We start from the raw sequence: 15,314 nt of genomic DNA, 5'->3' as shown, positions 1-15,314 counted from the left end.
GTTCAATAATCACCTGCTCGGCATGAGTTATTGCTGTTAATATACTACTTCAAATATTTTTGTTGTTGGTTTTGGATTAACCTTCCAAGATAAAACTTTCTTGACTATATGAAAAAATACTTTTACAACTTGAAGGATGTTCTCATTCTCGCTTCAAGGTTTATGGCAAGCTTTATTAATATAATGAAGTACTTAATTATAGTTTTTTTGTTCTTAGGATCGCCATTACATGCCTCTTTTATTGAACAAACAATTGGAACTGCTGTAGTAAAGGATGCCACAGCGGTTTACTTTAATCCGGCGGCATTAACTATTTCACCCCATCAACAACTTATCCTTCTAGGCACCTTGGCAAGAGCACAATTTGAGTTTAGCGGGAGTGCGCAAAAAATACCTTTTGGAGGAACCGAGTCGGGTTCAACTACTTCTAAATCCAATTTTTTCTTGCCTTCCATGTATCTTGGCATCCCTATAAATGAACGATTCGTAGCGGGGTTTGCTGTCGTTGCAAATGATTTTAATCGCGAATTGGATAACCAACCAATTCTTCGCTATATTCTTGCACGCAATCAAACGCATAATATTGACTTTATTCCCGCTCTGGGGATTAAAATTAATCAATATCTTTCCATAGGGGGAAACATTAATTTTACCTATGCTCATCTCATCCAGGAGCCTATTGCAGCAGGCATATCCCGTTTGAATATTCCTGAAAGTAGAAGCTTGAATGACAGTCAAGCAAACAGTTTGGGCGGTGATTTCGGGGTATTAATTAAGCCAGGTAAAAAAACAGCCTTGGGTTTTAATTACCGCAGTTCGGTCACCTATAATTTACAGGGTAGTAGTACAATAACTGGTTCGCAGTACATTTCTTCAGATGATTACCATTTTAAATACTGGACACCAGCACGAGGTGTAGTGACCTTAAGCCATTTTATCAATGAAAAATTAGGCTTTATAGGTACTGTCCAATACCTGCAATGGAATATCTTTAAAGAAGTTTCTGTTTATAACTTTGCAACTCAAGTTGCCTCCCAAGTATTTATTGTCCCTCGGGCTCGCATTAATTATCACTTTCACAACAGTTGGCTTCTAACCCTGGGGACAATCTATCAAGTTTCACCAAAGTGGGTAGTCCGGGTAGCAGGTACTTATAATCAGTCACCATCGAATGGGAGATTTCAAATTGGTCCCGGAGACAGTTTGGTTACTGGTTTTTCCATGGGATATCGCTTGATGAACCATCTCACTGTTGATTTCGGTTACGGCCATGGTTTCTTTAAAAAGGAACAAATTGATATCCAAACGTCCCAGAATGTTATCACTGGCATCAATGAAGGCGCCCATGACGCCGTCTCACTCAAATTTACACTAACTGCTTAATGGTAAACTTGAATGAGGCATCATTTTAAAGTCTCGAGTCTGATGAGTGTTAGCTCAAACTTCAATTTGATATTGAACGAGATTATTGTTTATGCGTAGCAACCGCTTTAAAATTTACCGTTACCTCATCTTTTATTTCACTAGTACTCGACCAATCACCTTGTCCAATTCCAAAATCTAATCGTTTTAGGTTAGTATGTCCTTCAACAACGAGATGATCTTTAGGTGACTCTACAGCTGTAAAAGTAAGAGTTACTGGCAGGGATTTATTTTTTATGGTTAATGTCCCAACGGCCTCATAATTTTTATCATCCTTTTTAGTGAATTTGGTCGATTTAAACTCAGCCTTTGGAAACTCTTTGGCATTAAACCAGTCTGAACCGAGTAATATTGATGTAATTTCAGCATATGAAGTTGTTAGTGAATTCATATTAACAACTACATCCACACTGCTGTTTTGATAATTTTTCGGGTCAGCAACTATTTTTGCCGTAAACTCTTTAAATGTACCCGTAACAGGTGCATTATTTTGTGTTGCAGTAAAACTTATACTGCTTTCATTGGGAACAAGTGTCCATTCAGATAAAGCATCAGCATGAGCATTGACACTATTCAAAAACAAAAAAACGAATAAATACTTAATCATTTTCATGGGAACATTCTCCGTAATATATCATCCTTATTAATAAAATGATGTTTTAGAGCAGCAGCTACATGCATACAAATTGCCGCAATAAGAGCATAACCTAACCACTCATGAATCCATTCAAATAAAATCCGCTTACTCTCATCAGGCGCTATAAGATTAGGTAAGGTAAATAATCCAAAAAATGATGCAGGCAACCCTGCTGCCGAAGTAATTAACCACCCAGTAATTGGCATAGCAAACATAAATACATAAAACGCCCAGTGCATGCTGCGTGCGGCAATTTTTTCAAGCCAAGGTAAAGCCAGTTCAGGACTTTCATTCGCTAAGCGCCAAATGATTCTTAAAATAGCTAAAAACAGGACTAAAAAACCATACTCTTTATGCCAACCATAAAATTTTAGTCTTTGAGCACTCCAGGGCAAAGAAACCATATACAAACCAAGTGCCAATAACCCGATAATCAATAAAGCAATTACCCAATGAAATACTATCGCAATGATACCAAAATGAGTTGAGCTGTTTTTGATTTGCATAAGATATCCTATTTTTTACCTTGTGCCTGATCTTTATCTTGATCTGCTTTTTTATTCTGATCCAGGTATGCCTCGGCCCCAATAGAAAGATTTACTTTATCGCTCACAGCGGGCAAGAATGCATTGATACCAAAATCAGAACGATTTATAGAACCTGTGGCGGTAAAACCAACAGACATCTTATTACTAATTGGATTCATTCCCTCTTTATTTAAGGTAACTTCCAACACCACTGGCTTGCTCACCCCGCGTAGGGTTAACGTACCATCAACGGTTGCTTTATTATCACCTTGTGGCGTTACTTTATTGCTAACAAAGGTTGCTGTAGGATAATGCTCGGCATCAAAAAACAAATTACTTTTTAGATGTTTATCAAGCTCAGGAATACCCGTAATCATGTCTTTAACATCAATTGTCACATTAACTTTACTTTGACTTGGATTGTCTTTATCAAGAACTAGCTGTCCCGTTGCATACCATTTGCCATATTGAGTTGTAAAACCCAAGTGTTCAGCACTCCATAAGACATAAGTATGATTTTTATCCAAAGTATAGGTTTCAGAAGCAGCAAATATTGGAGTAGAAAAAGTAATTGCGATAAGCAATGATGATAGCGAGCGTCCCAGAGTTTGCTTCATAATAAATATCCTTATTTTTAATATCAGTTTAAATCAATTATATATTAAATTTTTACTCAGGTTTGAGATTACCACCAACAATTCGTTCACAGAGTCCTTTAGGTAGCAAAATAAAGGCATCTTTCTGCTTGTCTTTGGTAGCAGAAGAAGCACATGAAGCAGTTGCAGTAGCGCAATCATTCATCCCTTTTTTAGCAATTCCATAGCATTTTTCAGTTGCAGCTGAAGTGTCATTATTATCTGCTGCTGAACTTCCAGTTGCAACAAGAACAAAAAAAGCAGTCATTACTGATTGTATCAACTTATCTCGTGTAGACATGGTTTTCCTTTCCATTAAATAAATTCTTCATTAACATACAATAGTGTTATTGAAACAACAAGTAGGGGATTAAAAAACGATATCCAACTCAATAATATTATAATTAATCAAGAAAGGAACCGATCATAGTAAGCTCGCCTGCAAAAGGCACTCTTGCCAAAAGAGGAGAAGTAAGTTTTTGGCTTAATGTATCGATATTAGCTGATAAGGCTTGCATATTAGGATCAATACAATTGGCAACCCACCCTATACATTGAATATTATGTGTATGCAAAGCCGTTTCTGTTAACAAAGCATGATTAATACAACCTAATTTCATGCCAACTACTAAAATAACCGGTATCTTTGTAATCTGCAAAAAATCAATCCAAGTTTCATGATCATTTAATGGAACCATCAATCCACCAGCACCTTCAATAAACAAAGTTTTAATACCATCCAGTTGCAGATTAAGACAATAATCCGCAATTTGGGTTACAGACAAGCAACTGCCCTCGAGATCTGCAGCAATATGAGGTGATACAGGAGTCTTAAATCGCCAAGGATTTATTACATCCAAGCTGATACTATTTTTTTGTAAATATTGTGCATCACTACTAACCAGTTTATCTTCTATTTCCATACATCCACTTGCTACAGGTTTAATTGCAGCTGATGATGAAAAATAATTTGCCAAACGTGCGGTAACATAGGTTTTACCACAATCGGTGTCAGTACCTGTGATAAAAAAATGCTTCATTTAATAAACCCTCTTACTTCGTCAATAAATAAGTCTGCATGTGATAAAAATGGCATGTGGGCAGCTCGCTTGAATAAGGTGTAATGCGCATCAGGATAGTCTAATTGCATGGAATTCATTGTTTTAATCGGGACAATCGGATCAAGTCGGCCAAATATAAAACAGGTAGGCTTGTTAAACTGCTTTAATTTTACACGCAAATCCCATGTTTCTAAAATCTTAAGACCAGATTCTAATCCTTCTGGAGATGGCAATTTTTGAGGCAGATGGTGTAACCCATCATTAGATTTTAATCCATTGAGCTCTAAAAATTCTTTTAATGTAGTATGTGGATCATTTGATAATTTTTTAAAAAATTTTTTAAAAACTTCTTGAGAAACACCTGGCCATAGATCGGTATATAAAAATCGAGGGGATGAGGTCACATTAATAAGATAATCTACCCTTTCCGGTTCCTCTACTGCCAAACGCATTGCATATAATCCCCCCATAGACCAACCTATTAATGCAAATTTTTCAGGTAATTGGTTAATTAAATTGGTTTTAAATACATCCCAATCCATCATTTGGGAATGACCAAATCCTGGCAAATCAACGAATATCAGTTGAAAATCTAACAGCTTAGGTATTAATGGTGACCAGACCTGGCTATCGAATCCCCATCCATGAAAAAAAACAAGAGGGTATCCTTCTCCATAACTATGGATGCTTATGTTCATATAGTACACTTATCTGTTTAAATAACTCACGAATCTGTTCGGGAGTATGATTGTAGTTCAAAATGACTCGTAATCCTGAGGCTTTGACACTCACGGTGGGCTTTCTAATAGCACAGCAGCTTATCCCCTGTTTCTTCAACTCGCGAGCATAATGCAAAGCTAAATGTGGACATCCTAATTGAAGTTGCTGAATTGGACTAATAGAATCAGTCCAATTTAAAGGTGATTGTTTTGCATAGGATCTAAATAAAGTTATTAGTTGCGCTAATTTCGAGCGCCTATCTTCCGCATTGACGACAAATTCCAATGTATTTAGTAAGCCATAACTTAAAGCAGGGCTAACTGCAGTTGAATAAATAATGGATCGACCCGCTTGTAATAATGCATAGATCCAGTCTGCTTTTCCTGCAACAAGGGCGCCTTGAGCCGCATAAGCTTTTCCTAAAGGAATAATTCGCAATGGAACTTCATTTTGAGTTAACCCATGATAGGCTGTTGCCCCCCTTCCTTGATTGCCTAGAATCCCAAACGAATGCGCTTCATCAACTAAGAGTGCACCTTGATTTGCAATACAAAGAGAAGATAATTTTAGCAAGGGAGCTAATTGGCCACTCATGCTAAAAATACCTTCAGTGATTAAAGCGGAGCTCTTAAAATTTAAGGTAAATTTACGACTTAAATCATCTAAATTATTATGCAAATAACGCGTATAGTTTACCTGGGATAATGCTAAGCCATCATAAATTGAGGCATGAATTTCTTTATCAATGAAACAGTGAACTTTTAACCTTCCAAGTAATGCAGTTACTGCAAGATTTGCTGCATATCCTGAGGAAAATAAAATGCAGTCGTCTACAGCCAATAAATTAGCAAATGCTTCTTCAACAGCTCGATGATTGGGGTGATAACCACTTAGCACCATCGAAGCCCCGCTACCACTTGGGTACAGAGCATATCCTCGTTGGTATCCTTCAGATATCCGTTTATCCCTTGCCAGTGATAAATAATCATTGCTGTCAAAATGAATTAACGACGAATCCTCAGCTGACACGAATCTAGTTCTTAATAAACCATCCTGAGCCAGCCGATTAGTATAATCCCTAATCTTATGACTTAGAGGCATTTAAACAATCTCAGTTAAACCAAGTTTATTAAAAAGAGTCTTGTCTTTAGTACGTTGTGGATTCTCTTCAGTTAGTAACTTATCACCAAGAAATACTGAATTCGCACCCGCAAAGAAACAAAGTGCCTGTAATTCATCGCTCATTTCCGTCCTTCCTGCTGTCAGTCGAATAACACTTTGCGGCATTAATATTCTGGCGGTAGCGATTGTACGAACTAACTCGATACCTTCTACTGGTTGCGCTTTTGCAAGAGGAGTTCCCTCTACAGGTATTAAACGATTAATTGGAACACTTTCAGGAGGTGTTTCCATATTTGCTAAAGTTAATAAAAATTCAATTCGATCTTCGCGTGTTTCACCCAAGCCCAAAATTCCGCCGCAACACACATTAATTCCGGCCGATCGAACATTATTTAATGTATCCAGACGGTCACTGAATTTACGTGTTGTAACTACTTTCTCATAATAAGAAGGAGAAGTATCAATGTTGTGATTATAATAATCTAAACCAGCTTCCTTTAAACTGGCAGCCTGCTCTTGATTCAACATGCCTAGGGTCATACAGGTTTCTAGTCCCAGTGACTTAACTCCCTTAATCATTTCTTGTAATTCACCCATGACCTTATCAGGCGGACAACGCCAAGCTGCCCCCATACAAAACCGTTTGGCCCCACCTTCTTTTGCTTCCTGAGCAGCTTTTAATACATCATCAACCGACATTAACTTTTCTTTTTCAACATGAGTTTTATGATGTCCACTTTGAGAACAATAACCACAGTCCTCGGGACAAGCTCCTGTTTTAATACTTAATAATGTAGCAAATTGTAGTGAATTAGGTTGGTGATATTCTCTATGTACCGCATGCGCTTGATGTAAAAGATCATTAAATGGTTGTTCATATAGAGCTGTAATTTCAGAAACAGACCAGTGCTTCTTAACTTGAGTCACAACAGGTTCCTCCTAATCAAGGATATTAAATGATGCGAAAGTCTAACTTCGCTACATTTTGTATAGTTCTCATTTTATTTAGATAACAGACATGATAAAGTTCCGTCTCATCTTGTCAACCAAAATTTTCAAAATGGTCAACATAAATCAATTAATTAGTAGAGATTTAAAGCATTTTTGGCATCCTTGCACGCAAATGAAAGATTTTGAAACATGCCCTCCCTTGTTTATTGAAAAAGCTCACGGTAGTTATCTCTATACCAATAAAGGCCCTCTTATCGATGCTATCTCGAGTTGGTGGTGTAAGTCTTTGGGCCATGGCCATCCTGCCGTTATTGCTGCAATAAAGGACCAATTGGATCAATTTGAACATGTCATTACTGCAAATACTACAAACCCACAACTTGTAGCGTTAGCAGAAGAGTTAGCTCAAATTACTAAAAAGCAACATGTTTTCTTCGCGAGCGATGGCTCCAGTGCTGTTGAAATTGCGATGAAACTAGCAATCCATGCCAATCAAATCAAAGGTTATACAGATAAAAATCAGTTTATTGCACTTCAGAATGGATATCATGGAGAAACACTAGGTACAATGAGCATCAGTGATTTAGGTCTTTATAAAGCGCCATATAGATCATTTAGCCTTACCTGCCATTATGTTGAAGATATTCCTTATATTTCAGGCAAAGAGGATTTATTATGGAACAATTGTGATGCCTATTGGTCAATTGTAGAAAAGAAATTAGAAGCAATAAGCAATAAAGTCTGTGCCATAGTCGTAGAACCCTTAGTTCAAGGTGCCGGTGGAATGTTGTGTTACAGCCCCGACTTTCTTAAAAGATTATCGTCCTGGGCTAAAAGAAACAATATTTATCTTATTGCCGATGAAATAATGACTGGAATGGGTCGAACAGGTAAATGGTTAGCTTCACACCACGCGGATGTTGAACCTGATCTTATTTGTTTATCCAAAGGATTAACGTCCGGATCTATTCCTCTAAGCTGCGTAATGATCGATAACTCCATCTTTGATCTATTTTATGCAGATTATGATAGTGGGAAATCATTCTTACATTCACATACATATAGTGGAAATGCACTCGCAGTCAGCGCCGCATTAGCAACCATACGTGCCATGCGTGAAGAAAAAATAATCGAACAGGCTCAGAATCTGGGTGAGTATATGTTTGCAGCCTTAACAGAAGTAGCCAAACTCTCTGGTAAATTAAATAATGTTCGAGGAATTGGAGCCGTTGTTGCAGCAGATCTCGAAGATAGGGAAGATCATCGAATAGGAAATAAGGTTTATCAGCAAGCACTAAATCATGGCGCTTTAATAAGACCTATAGGTAAAACCCTTTACTGGCTTCCTCCATTAAACACGAATCATGAAGTAATTGGGAAATTAGCCGAAATAACACTAAACTCTATAAAGAGAGCCTATGTAACGCCGTAAATCATGCGAACAATATTCAGAAACATGGCATTTATTGTCTACAAGCGATTCAAATTTTTCTGGATATTGTTCACCGTTGCTTTGCTTGTGTCGTTCTCTTATATTAATTGGCGTCACAATGCTGCAAATTCTTTTAATTTTATTAAAGACGTAACCAATAATAGAGCTCACAATATTGATCGTTTTATCAATAACGTTTTTCAAAATATATACAAAATCCCTGTATACCAGCAGAATAACCTAAATTGTAAGGATGATTTTGACCCTTATTTACAACACATCGTAATCAATCACCCTCAAATCTCTGGATTAGCAATTCATGACCAAAAGCATCATATTACATGTTCCACATTACCACAAAATCAAACATTCAATCTAAATCATGATATCAGTCTGTCAATTATGGGGCCGCTAAAAACATCTATGTTTATTGAGCCCATCTATGTGATCCCCAAAAAAATAGGTATCCGGAACGTAGAAATGATTGTCTTGGCTCCAGTACTTCAAAAAGAATTGAATAATCCAGAAAGCGGGATACATACAACAACGTTATACGATGTGAATCAGAAAAAAGAAATTATCCAGATTAGAAAGCCTACAAGCAATTCCTGGATAGATAAATTACCCATTATTACAGACAGAATATTTGCTAGTGCAAAATTAAACAGCATTGATGGTGTTGTGCTAACTGTGGAAGGACCTGATCAAACTTTAATTAACAACCTATTATATAATCAAATCCTGCTAATTCTTGATATTTTAGTATTTTCAATTTCCTTATATTTTTTGATTAAAAATAAATTTAATAAATATTATTCCTTACACGGTGCGATAAAACAGGCTATTAAAAGTGGACAATTTTACCCTGTTTATCAACCATTATTTGACACACAATGTAATACCTATTCTGGAGCAGAGGTTTTATTAAGATGGCAAGATCATGGAAATGAAATAATAATGCCTGATCTGTTTATCGAGGAAGCTGAAGATACTGGCTTAATAGTCCCCATTACCTTGCAAATTATTGAAATAGCGTTTAAAGAAGCTAAAAATATCTTAGAAACCCAACCTGATTTTCATCTAGCATTTAATATTTGTGCGCTACATTTTACTGATAATCAATTTTTTCCTCAGTTTTATACGCTAATGCTCCAGTATGCTATTTCGCCTAAACAAATATTATTTGAAATTACAGAGCGTAATTTACTTGATATGAATAATGAAATATATTTCAACAGATTAAATGAGCTCAGAAATATAGGGTATTCATTAGCTATAGACGATTATGGAACGGGACATTCGAGTATCAGTTATTTACAACATTATCCTTTCAATTTTCTTAAAATCGACAAATTGTTCATTCATGCTATTGGGACAAAAGCTGTTGCAGAATCATTAAACGATGCAATTATTCAATTAGCAAAAAGCATTAATTTAACTATTATTGCAGAAGGAGTAGAAACAAAAGAACAACTAGATTATCTATTACAAAACGAGGTTCGACTTATACAGGGCTGGTATTTTTCTAAGGCCTTGCATGTAGAACAATTAATCGAACTGCTTCAAGGAGAAAAAAAATGAATAAGTATATAGGATGTTGTTTTTTTCTTGTTTTAGGTGTTTCAGTTTCAAGTTTTGCAGAACCAATAAACACCGAAGGTAATTATTGGCAATGTTCAACTCACGATGTAACCCAGACAAAATGGACGTCCCAAAGTACTTACCAAAAAATAGCTTTAAATCTTTCTTACTCAGAATGTAAAAAAAATAGCAACAAACCCGCTACGTGCAAAACATCTAATGCCAGTTGCGTCAGATTTATCCATGGTGCAAATGTAACTCCCATGTGGCAATGTACTGCTTTTGATAGAGAAGCCATGAGATGGAATAGTAATCATTATCCTAATCGTGATGATGCAGCATTAGCTGCCCAAGCATATTGCAAACACAAAAGCCCCGTCCCTCATACATGTTACATTAATGTAGTAACATGTATTAATAAAAATGAGATTTAAAGAATATGGTTTATTGTGTTGGACTAACAGGCGATATAGCGAGTGGAAAAACCACTGTTGCTGAACTTTTTTCGAATCTAGGTATTGATGTAATTTATGCCGATAAAATATCAAGAGAGCTAACCCAAAAAAATGAACTCGCTTATAAAAAAATTTTAGAACATTACGGTCATACAGTTCTAAAGCAAGATAAGGAGTTAGATCGTAGCAAACTAAGAGAAATAATATTTTCTAATCATAAAGAGCGAGACTGGCTTGAGCGCCTCCTACATCCACTTATCCGGCAAGAAATAAAAAGACGGGTTGAAACCTGCACTACACCTTATTGTATGGTAGAAATCCCTTTGCTAATTACGAAACAAGCGTACCCTTATATCAATCGAATTTTACTTGTCTGTACAACAAAGGAAATACAAATAGCTCGATTAATGCAACGGGATCAATGCAGTATGGAACAAGCCCAAGCAATTTTATCTGTTCAACCTGATATTAATATTCGCCTGGAAAATGCAGATGATGTAATTAATAACCACATGAAGATTGACGAATTAACTAAAGCAGTAAATGATTTACATGCTACATATCTAAGGAAGTCAAAGGATATCATGTGATCTAGATGTATCTCTATACCAGCTGATAGAAACCCAAGCTTTTTGTGTAAAAATGTTTCGAATAGGGAAAAAGGAATTCAATAATCAATGAAATTAATTACCTTAAATTTATGGGGAGGCCGCATACGCAAGCCTTTATTAGACTTTATAAATATACATCGAAATGTTGATATTTTTTGCTTTCAGGAAGTATATTACAACGCTCATCGTACGGTAACCGAAGAAGATAGAGAACTTAGTCTGAATATTTTTTCTGATCTGCAGCAACTCCTTCCTAATCATTTTGCCATTTTTAAACCCGCGGTGGAAAACATTTATGGAATTGCAATGTTATTGAAAAATAATATCGATATATTAGGAGAGGGAGATATAACTATTCATCAAAAACAACATTATCCAGGAATAGGAGCAAATCATCCTAGAAACTTGCAATGGGTCGAATGTGAAGTAGATAAAAAAATCTACTCCATACTTAATGTTCATGGTCTCTGGAATGGACAAGGTAAAAATGATACTCCGGAGCGAATCAATCAGTCACAACGTATTCGACATTTTATGGATACCATTAATACACCTAAAATATTATGTGGAGACTTTAACTTAAGACCTGACACGAAAAGCATGCATATTCTTGAGCGTAAGATGAATAATTTAATAAAAATTAACAATGTCAGCTCAACAAGAACTAGCTATTACAAAAAAGAAGAAAAATTTGCAGATTATATTCTGGCTTCCCCAGATATCATTGTTAATGAATTTTCTGTACTGAGTGACGAAGTGTCAGACCATGCTCCACTATATATTGATTTTAACTAATGACTATTAATAATGTGGGCTACGACAACCTCATCTACCATGACATCCTAAGTCGTTGAGCAAAAGGGAGCTCCTACTTAGTGCCGTCCGTTTAAAATTCAGCGCAGGCTGTTCGAGCTCTCTCACTCTGTTCGTGCAGAGATTTTAAGTGTACGTTCGTGCTAATGAGTGAAGGTTCTATCGACAAATCCCAAGGAATATTTATCCCGCCTCTATGATATAGATTCTCTACAGCATAAATAATTCTGTATCATTGCAATTACTTTGTGATTTGCTTCAGGAAAATGTTTGGGATTTAGTTCATGCTGATAAACCCATTTCATATCCAACTGCCCTTCCAGACATGAAGGAGTACCAGAAAATTGTTCGACAAGAAAAATAATTAATTTTACTTCTTTATCAGAGTATTGATGGTTAATTTCACTCAATAATTTGTATTGTAAAATATCTAAACCTACTTCTTCTTTGATTTCTCGAATCAGTGCTGTTCCTGGAGGCTCACCAGCCTCTAATTTACCGCCAGGAAACTCCCAACATCCTCCATGAGGAACATTAAAAGGACGTTGGGTAATCAAGATACGCTGCTGTTCATTAACAATAACCGCTACAGCAACTTCAATGCTCACGCCAAGCTTCCATGACATGTTTTATATTTTTTACCCGAACCACATGGACAAGGATCATTTCGACCGATTTTCTTTTCATGTCTTCTGTATGTTTGAGTCGTCTCTTCCTCATTTTCATCAACATAATTGCCGTGTTGTAAGCTCATCTTACTCACTTGCTCAGCACGTCGTTGCTCTTCAACTGCGTTAACATCTTCTTCAGTTTGAATTTCAACTGAAGAAATTAAACGAATTACATCATACTTTAAATTATCAAGCATGGTAGTAAATAAGGTGAAAGCTTCTTTTTTATACTCCTGCTTTGGATCTTTCTGTGCATAGCCGCGCAAATGAATTCCTTGACGTAATTGATCCATTACAGCTAAGTGTTCACGCCATTGATTATCTAAAGTTTGCAAAATCACTGATTTTTCAAACTGAGACATCGTAGCTCTACCAGCCTGTTTTACTTTTTCATCATATTTTTTTGCTGAAATATCAAGAATTTTATCTTTGATTTGCTCTGGCTGAATATGATGATCTTCTTCAATCCATTCAAGCACAGGAGCCTTCAGTTTGAACTCATCAGCCAGCACATCACTCAAAGATTTTGGATCCCATTGATCTTCCAGACTTTGTGGAGGAATGTAAGTATCAACAAGATTTGATATGACTTCCTCTCTCATTATATTGACCGCTTCTTCAGTATCGGTCATAGCCATGATTGAGGCACGTTGTGTATAAATAACCTGCCTTTGATCATTTGCCACATTGTCATAATCCAACAACTGCTTCCTAACATCAAAATGATGCCCCTCAAGTTTCCGTTGGGCATTCTCAATTGCTTTGGTTACTAAACTATGTTCAATCGGCTCTCCAGGCTTCATTCCCAAACGACGCATCATCGACGCAACACGCTCTGAAGCAAATATTCGCATTAAATTATCTTCAAGAGATAAGTAGAAACGACTGCTTCCCACATCACCCTGACGGCCTGAACGTCCACGCAACTGATTGTCAATTCGACGTGATTCATGTCGCTCTGAACCTATAATTCTCAATCCACCTGCCGCAATTACTTCATCATGACGTTTCTGCCATAACTGCTTTGCAGCATCGATTTCTTCAGTGCTTGCGCTTTCAGGTAATTGCGCTAAATCAGCAGACAAGCTTCCACCCAGAACAATGTCCGTTCCTCGTCCAGCCATATTTGTAGCAATAGTTACTGCACCTGGCCGACCTGCTTCAGCAATAATTTGTGCTTCCTTTTCATGGAATTTAGCATTAAGTACTTGATGCTTAATATTTTCTTTTTTAAGAATTTGACTTAAAAACTCAGACGCCTCAATAGAAACAGTACCCACAAGCACAGGTTGTTTGCGAGCAATACACTCACGGATGTCCGCTATAACTGCTTCAAATTTATCTTTTTGAGTTAAATAAACCAGATCAGGCTCGTCTTTTCGTACCATAGGTTTATTGGTTGGAATTACAACTACATCAAGATTATAAATTTGCTGTAGTTCATAAGCTTCTGTGTCCGCTGTTCCAGTCATACCAGACAATTTATTATACATACGGAAAAAATTTTGGAATGTAATTGAAGCAAGAGTTTGATTTTCATTTTGAATCGAAACACCTTCTTTAGCTTCAACGGCCTGATGTAAACCTTCAGACCATCGCCGACCGGGCATTGTGCGACCAGTATGCTCGTCAACAATAATAACTTGTCCATCCTTCACGATATAATCCACATCGCGATGAAACATAGCATGAGCCTTTAATGCTGCATTCACGTGATGCATTAACATAATGTTGCTAGCATGATATAAGCTTTCCCCCTGATCCAGAAGTTTTGCTTTAACCAGTAACTCTTCTATGTGTTGATGTCCTATCTCAGTAAGATGTGCCTGCTTTTGCTTTTCATCGACAGTATAATCCCCTTCACCACCCTCTTCCTCTTGTTTCTTCAAATGAGGAATCAATGTATTAATTTTAATGTAAAGTTCGGAACTATCTTCAGCAGCACCCGAAATAATTAGAGGTGTACGTGCCTCGTCAATAAGAATAGAGTCTACTTCATCCACTACGGCAAAATTCAACTCTCGTTGTACCTTGTCTTCAAGACTAAAGGCCATATTATCGCGTAAATAATCAAAACCGTATTCATTGTTCGTTCCATAAACGATATCGCAACGATAAGCTTCTTGTTTTGCTGAATGGGACATATCTGGATAAATAACACCCACAGTTAACCCCAAAAACTCGAATATAGGTTTCATCCATTGACTGTCGCGTTTAGCAAGATAATCATTCACAGTAACAACATGTACACCACGGCCTGTAATTGCATTCAAATATGTGGGCAAAGTTGCGACCAATGTTTTACCTTCCCCTGTGCGCATTTCAGCAATATTACCTTCATGCAACACCATTCCACCAATTAATTGCACATCAAAATGGCGCAAACCTAAGGTCCGTACGGATGCTTCTCTTACTGTAGCAAAAGCCTCTGCCAACATTTCATCAAGACTTTCACCCTCTGCAAAACGTGCTTTAAAATGTTGGGTTTTTGCAGCCAACTCAGCATCAGTCAATGCTTTCATTTGCGGTTCAAATGCATTGATTGCCATTACTGCCTTTTCCATACGCCGCAATGTACGCTCATTTCGGCTTCCAAACATTTTCTTAATCAACGTATTCAGCATGGCCTAAATAATCCTCTGGAGATTTCAAATAACAAATTTGTTAATGTACTAA

The 15,314-nt window shown here is 36.8% G+C and carries 16 protein-coding genes; 6 read left to right on the top strand and 10 right to left on the bottom strand.

Annotated features, from left to right (window positions below):
- Positions 1–183: 183 nt before the first annotated feature.
- Positions 184–1,383, top strand: a complete 1,200-nt coding sequence (locus tag BW930_RS04245; RefSeq protein ID WP_058469598.1) for an OmpP1/FadL family transporter — start codon at positions 184–186, stop codon at positions 1,381–1,383.
- A gap of 82 nt (positions 1,384–1,465) precedes the next feature.
- On the opposite strand, the gene BW930_RS04240 is transcribed toward BW930_RS04245, so the two are convergent.
- From BW930_RS04240 to bioB, 8 genes are all read right to left on the bottom strand, one after another.
- A complete protein-coding gene (locus tag BW930_RS04240; RefSeq protein WP_058469551.1) occupies positions 1,466–2,035 on the bottom strand; it encodes a YceI family protein in 570 nt (189 codons plus the stop codon).
- Positions 2,032–2,565, bottom strand: a complete 534-nt coding sequence (locus BW930_RS04235) for a cytochrome b (protein ID WP_058469550.1) — start codon at positions 2,563–2,565, stop codon at positions 2,032–2,034. The genes BW930_RS04240 and BW930_RS04235 overlap by 4 nt, the downstream gene beginning before the upstream one ends.
- An 8-nt stretch (positions 2,566–2,573) precedes the next feature.
- Positions 2,574–3,203 carry a YceI family protein gene (locus BW930_RS04230; protein ID WP_058469549.1) on the bottom strand — a complete coding sequence of 210 codons (630 nt, stop codon included), beginning with the start codon at positions 3,201–3,203 and terminating at the stop codon, positions 2,574–2,576.
- Between the two features lie 52 nt (positions 3,204–3,255).
- Positions 3,256–3,522, bottom strand: a complete 267-nt coding sequence (locus tag BW930_RS04225; RefSeq protein ID WP_058469548.1) for a BufA1 family periplasmic bufferin-type metallophore — start codon at positions 3,520–3,522, stop codon at positions 3,256–3,258.
- A 103-nt stretch (positions 3,523–3,625) separates the two neighbouring features.
- Positions 3,626–4,261: a dethiobiotin synthase gene (gene bioD / locus BW930_RS04220; RefSeq protein WP_058469547.1), complete on the bottom strand. Its 636-nt coding sequence runs from the start codon at positions 4,259–4,261 to the stop codon at positions 3,626–3,628.
- Positions 4,258–4,980 (bottom strand): alpha/beta fold hydrolase, encoded by a 723-nt coding sequence (locus BW930_RS04215; protein ID WP_058469546.1) that lies wholly within the window; start codon positions 4,978–4,980, stop codon positions 4,258–4,260. The genes bioD and BW930_RS04215 overlap by 4 nt, the downstream gene beginning before the upstream one ends.
- Positions 4,961–6,103 carry an aminotransferase class I/II-fold pyridoxal phosphate-dependent enzyme gene (locus BW930_RS04210; RefSeq protein WP_058469545.1) on the bottom strand — a complete coding sequence of 381 codons (1,143 nt, stop codon included), beginning with the start codon at positions 6,101–6,103 and terminating at the stop codon, positions 4,961–4,963. Before BW930_RS04210 ends, BW930_RS04215 begins: the two co-directional genes overlap by 20 nt.
- Positions 6,104–7,051, bottom strand: coding sequence for a biotin synthase BioB (gene bioB / locus BW930_RS04205; RefSeq protein WP_058469544.1), 948 nt, complete (start codon positions 7,049–7,051; stop codon positions 6,104–6,106). It lies immediately after the preceding gene.
- Between the two features lie 133 nt (positions 7,052–7,184).
- On the opposite strand from bioB, the gene bioA reads away from it, so the two are divergent.
- The 5 genes from bioA (at position 7,185) to BW930_RS04180 (ending at position 11,949) form a co-directional block, all read left to right on the top strand.
- Complete coding sequence (gene bioA / locus BW930_RS04200) at positions 7,185–8,507, top strand: adenosylmethionine--8-amino-7-oxononanoate transaminase (RefSeq protein WP_058469597.1); 1,323 nt, start codon at positions 7,185–7,187, stop codon at positions 8,505–8,507.
- Between the two features lie 24 nt (positions 8,508–8,531).
- Positions 8,532–10,088: an EAL domain-containing protein gene (locus BW930_RS04195; protein WP_238587918.1), complete on the top strand. Its 1,557-nt coding sequence runs from the start codon at positions 8,532–8,534 to the stop codon at positions 10,086–10,088.
- Complete coding sequence (locus BW930_RS04190) at positions 10,085–10,522, top strand: hypothetical protein (protein ID WP_058469542.1); 438 nt, start codon at positions 10,085–10,087, stop codon at positions 10,520–10,522. The genes BW930_RS04195 and BW930_RS04190 overlap by 4 nt, the downstream gene beginning before the upstream one ends.
- A 5-nt stretch (positions 10,523–10,527) precedes the next feature.
- Complete coding sequence (gene coaE / locus BW930_RS04185) at positions 10,528–11,133, top strand: dephospho-CoA kinase (protein ID WP_058469541.1); 606 nt, start codon at positions 10,528–10,530, stop codon at positions 11,131–11,133.
- Between the two features lie 87 nt (positions 11,134–11,220).
- Complete coding sequence (locus BW930_RS04180) at positions 11,221–11,949, top strand: endonuclease/exonuclease/phosphatase family protein (protein ID WP_058469540.1); 729 nt, start codon at positions 11,221–11,223, stop codon at positions 11,947–11,949.
- A 212-nt stretch (positions 11,950–12,161) separates the two neighbouring features.
- On the opposite strand, the gene mutT is transcribed toward BW930_RS04180, so the two are convergent.
- Together mutT and secA are read right to left on the bottom strand one after the other, a co-directional pair.
- On the bottom strand, positions 12,162–12,575 hold the full coding sequence (mutT, locus tag BW930_RS04175; protein WP_058469539.1) for an 8-oxo-dGTP diphosphatase MutT: 414 nt from the start codon (positions 12,573–12,575) through the stop codon (positions 12,162–12,164).
- Positions 12,572–15,262, bottom strand: a complete 2,691-nt coding sequence (secA, locus tag BW930_RS04170; protein WP_058469538.1) for a preprotein translocase subunit SecA — start codon at positions 15,260–15,262, stop codon at positions 12,572–12,574. The genes mutT and secA overlap by 4 nt, the downstream gene beginning before the upstream one ends.
- Positions 15,263–15,314: the final 52 nt, after the last annotated feature.

Origin of the sequence: Fluoribacter gormanii, from assembly GCF_900156395.1 — a bacterium.
GTDB lineage: Bacteria > Pseudomonadota > Gammaproteobacteria > Legionellales > Legionellaceae > Legionella > Legionella gormanii.
Note: the sequence above shows the minus strand (reverse complement) of the source record. Positions and strands in the feature narration are given on the sequence as shown.

Excerpts from the sequence above, each read along its gene's own strand:
- BW930_RS04180 (WP_058469540.1), top strand. The coding sequence starts at position 11,221 with ATGAAATTAATTACCTTAAATTTATGGGGAGGCCGCATACGCAAGCCT.
- BW930_RS04230 (WP_058469549.1), bottom strand. The coding sequence starts at position 3,203 with ATGAAGCAAACTCTGGGACGCTCGCTATCATCATTGCTTATCGCAATT.
- BW930_RS04225 (WP_058469548.1), bottom strand. The coding sequence starts at position 3,522 with ATGTCTACACGAGATAAGTTGATACAATCAGTAATGACTGCTTTTTTT.
- coaE (WP_058469541.1), top strand. The coding sequence starts at position 10,528 with ATGGTTTATTGTGTTGGACTAACAGGCGATATAGCGAGTGGAAAAACC.
- bioA (WP_058469597.1), top strand. The coding sequence starts at position 7,185 with ATGGTCAACATAAATCAATTAATTAGTAGAGATTTAAAGCATTTTTGG.
- bioD (WP_058469547.1), bottom strand. The coding sequence starts at position 4,261 with ATGAAGCATTTTTTTATCACAGGTACTGACACCGATTGTGGTAAAACC.
- BW930_RS04210 (WP_058469545.1), bottom strand. The coding sequence starts at position 6,103 with ATGCCTCTAAGTCATAAGATTAGGGATTATACTAATCGGCTGGCTCAG.
- BW930_RS04195 (WP_238587918.1), top strand. The coding sequence starts at position 8,532 with ATGGCATTTATTGTCTACAAGCGATTCAAATTTTTCTGGATATTGTTC.
- BW930_RS04235 (WP_058469550.1), bottom strand. The coding sequence starts at position 2,565 with ATGCAAATCAAAAACAGCTCAACTCATTTTGGTATCATTGCGATAGTA.
- BW930_RS04245 (WP_058469598.1), top strand. The coding sequence starts at position 184 with ATGAAGTACTTAATTATAGTTTTTTTGTTCTTAGGATCGCCATTACAT.
- BW930_RS04240 (WP_058469551.1), bottom strand. The coding sequence starts at position 2,035 with ATGAAAATGATTAAGTATTTATTCGTTTTTTTGTTTTTGAATAGTGTC.
- BW930_RS04190 (WP_058469542.1), top strand. The coding sequence starts at position 10,085 with ATGAATAAGTATATAGGATGTTGTTTTTTTCTTGTTTTAGGTGTTTCA.
- BW930_RS04215 (WP_058469546.1), bottom strand. The coding sequence starts at position 4,980 with ATGAACATAAGCATCCATAGTTATGGAGAAGGATACCCTCTTGTTTTT.
- secA (WP_058469538.1), bottom strand. The coding sequence starts at position 15,262 with ATGCTGAATACGTTGATTAAGAAAATGTTTGGAAGCCGAAATGAGCGT.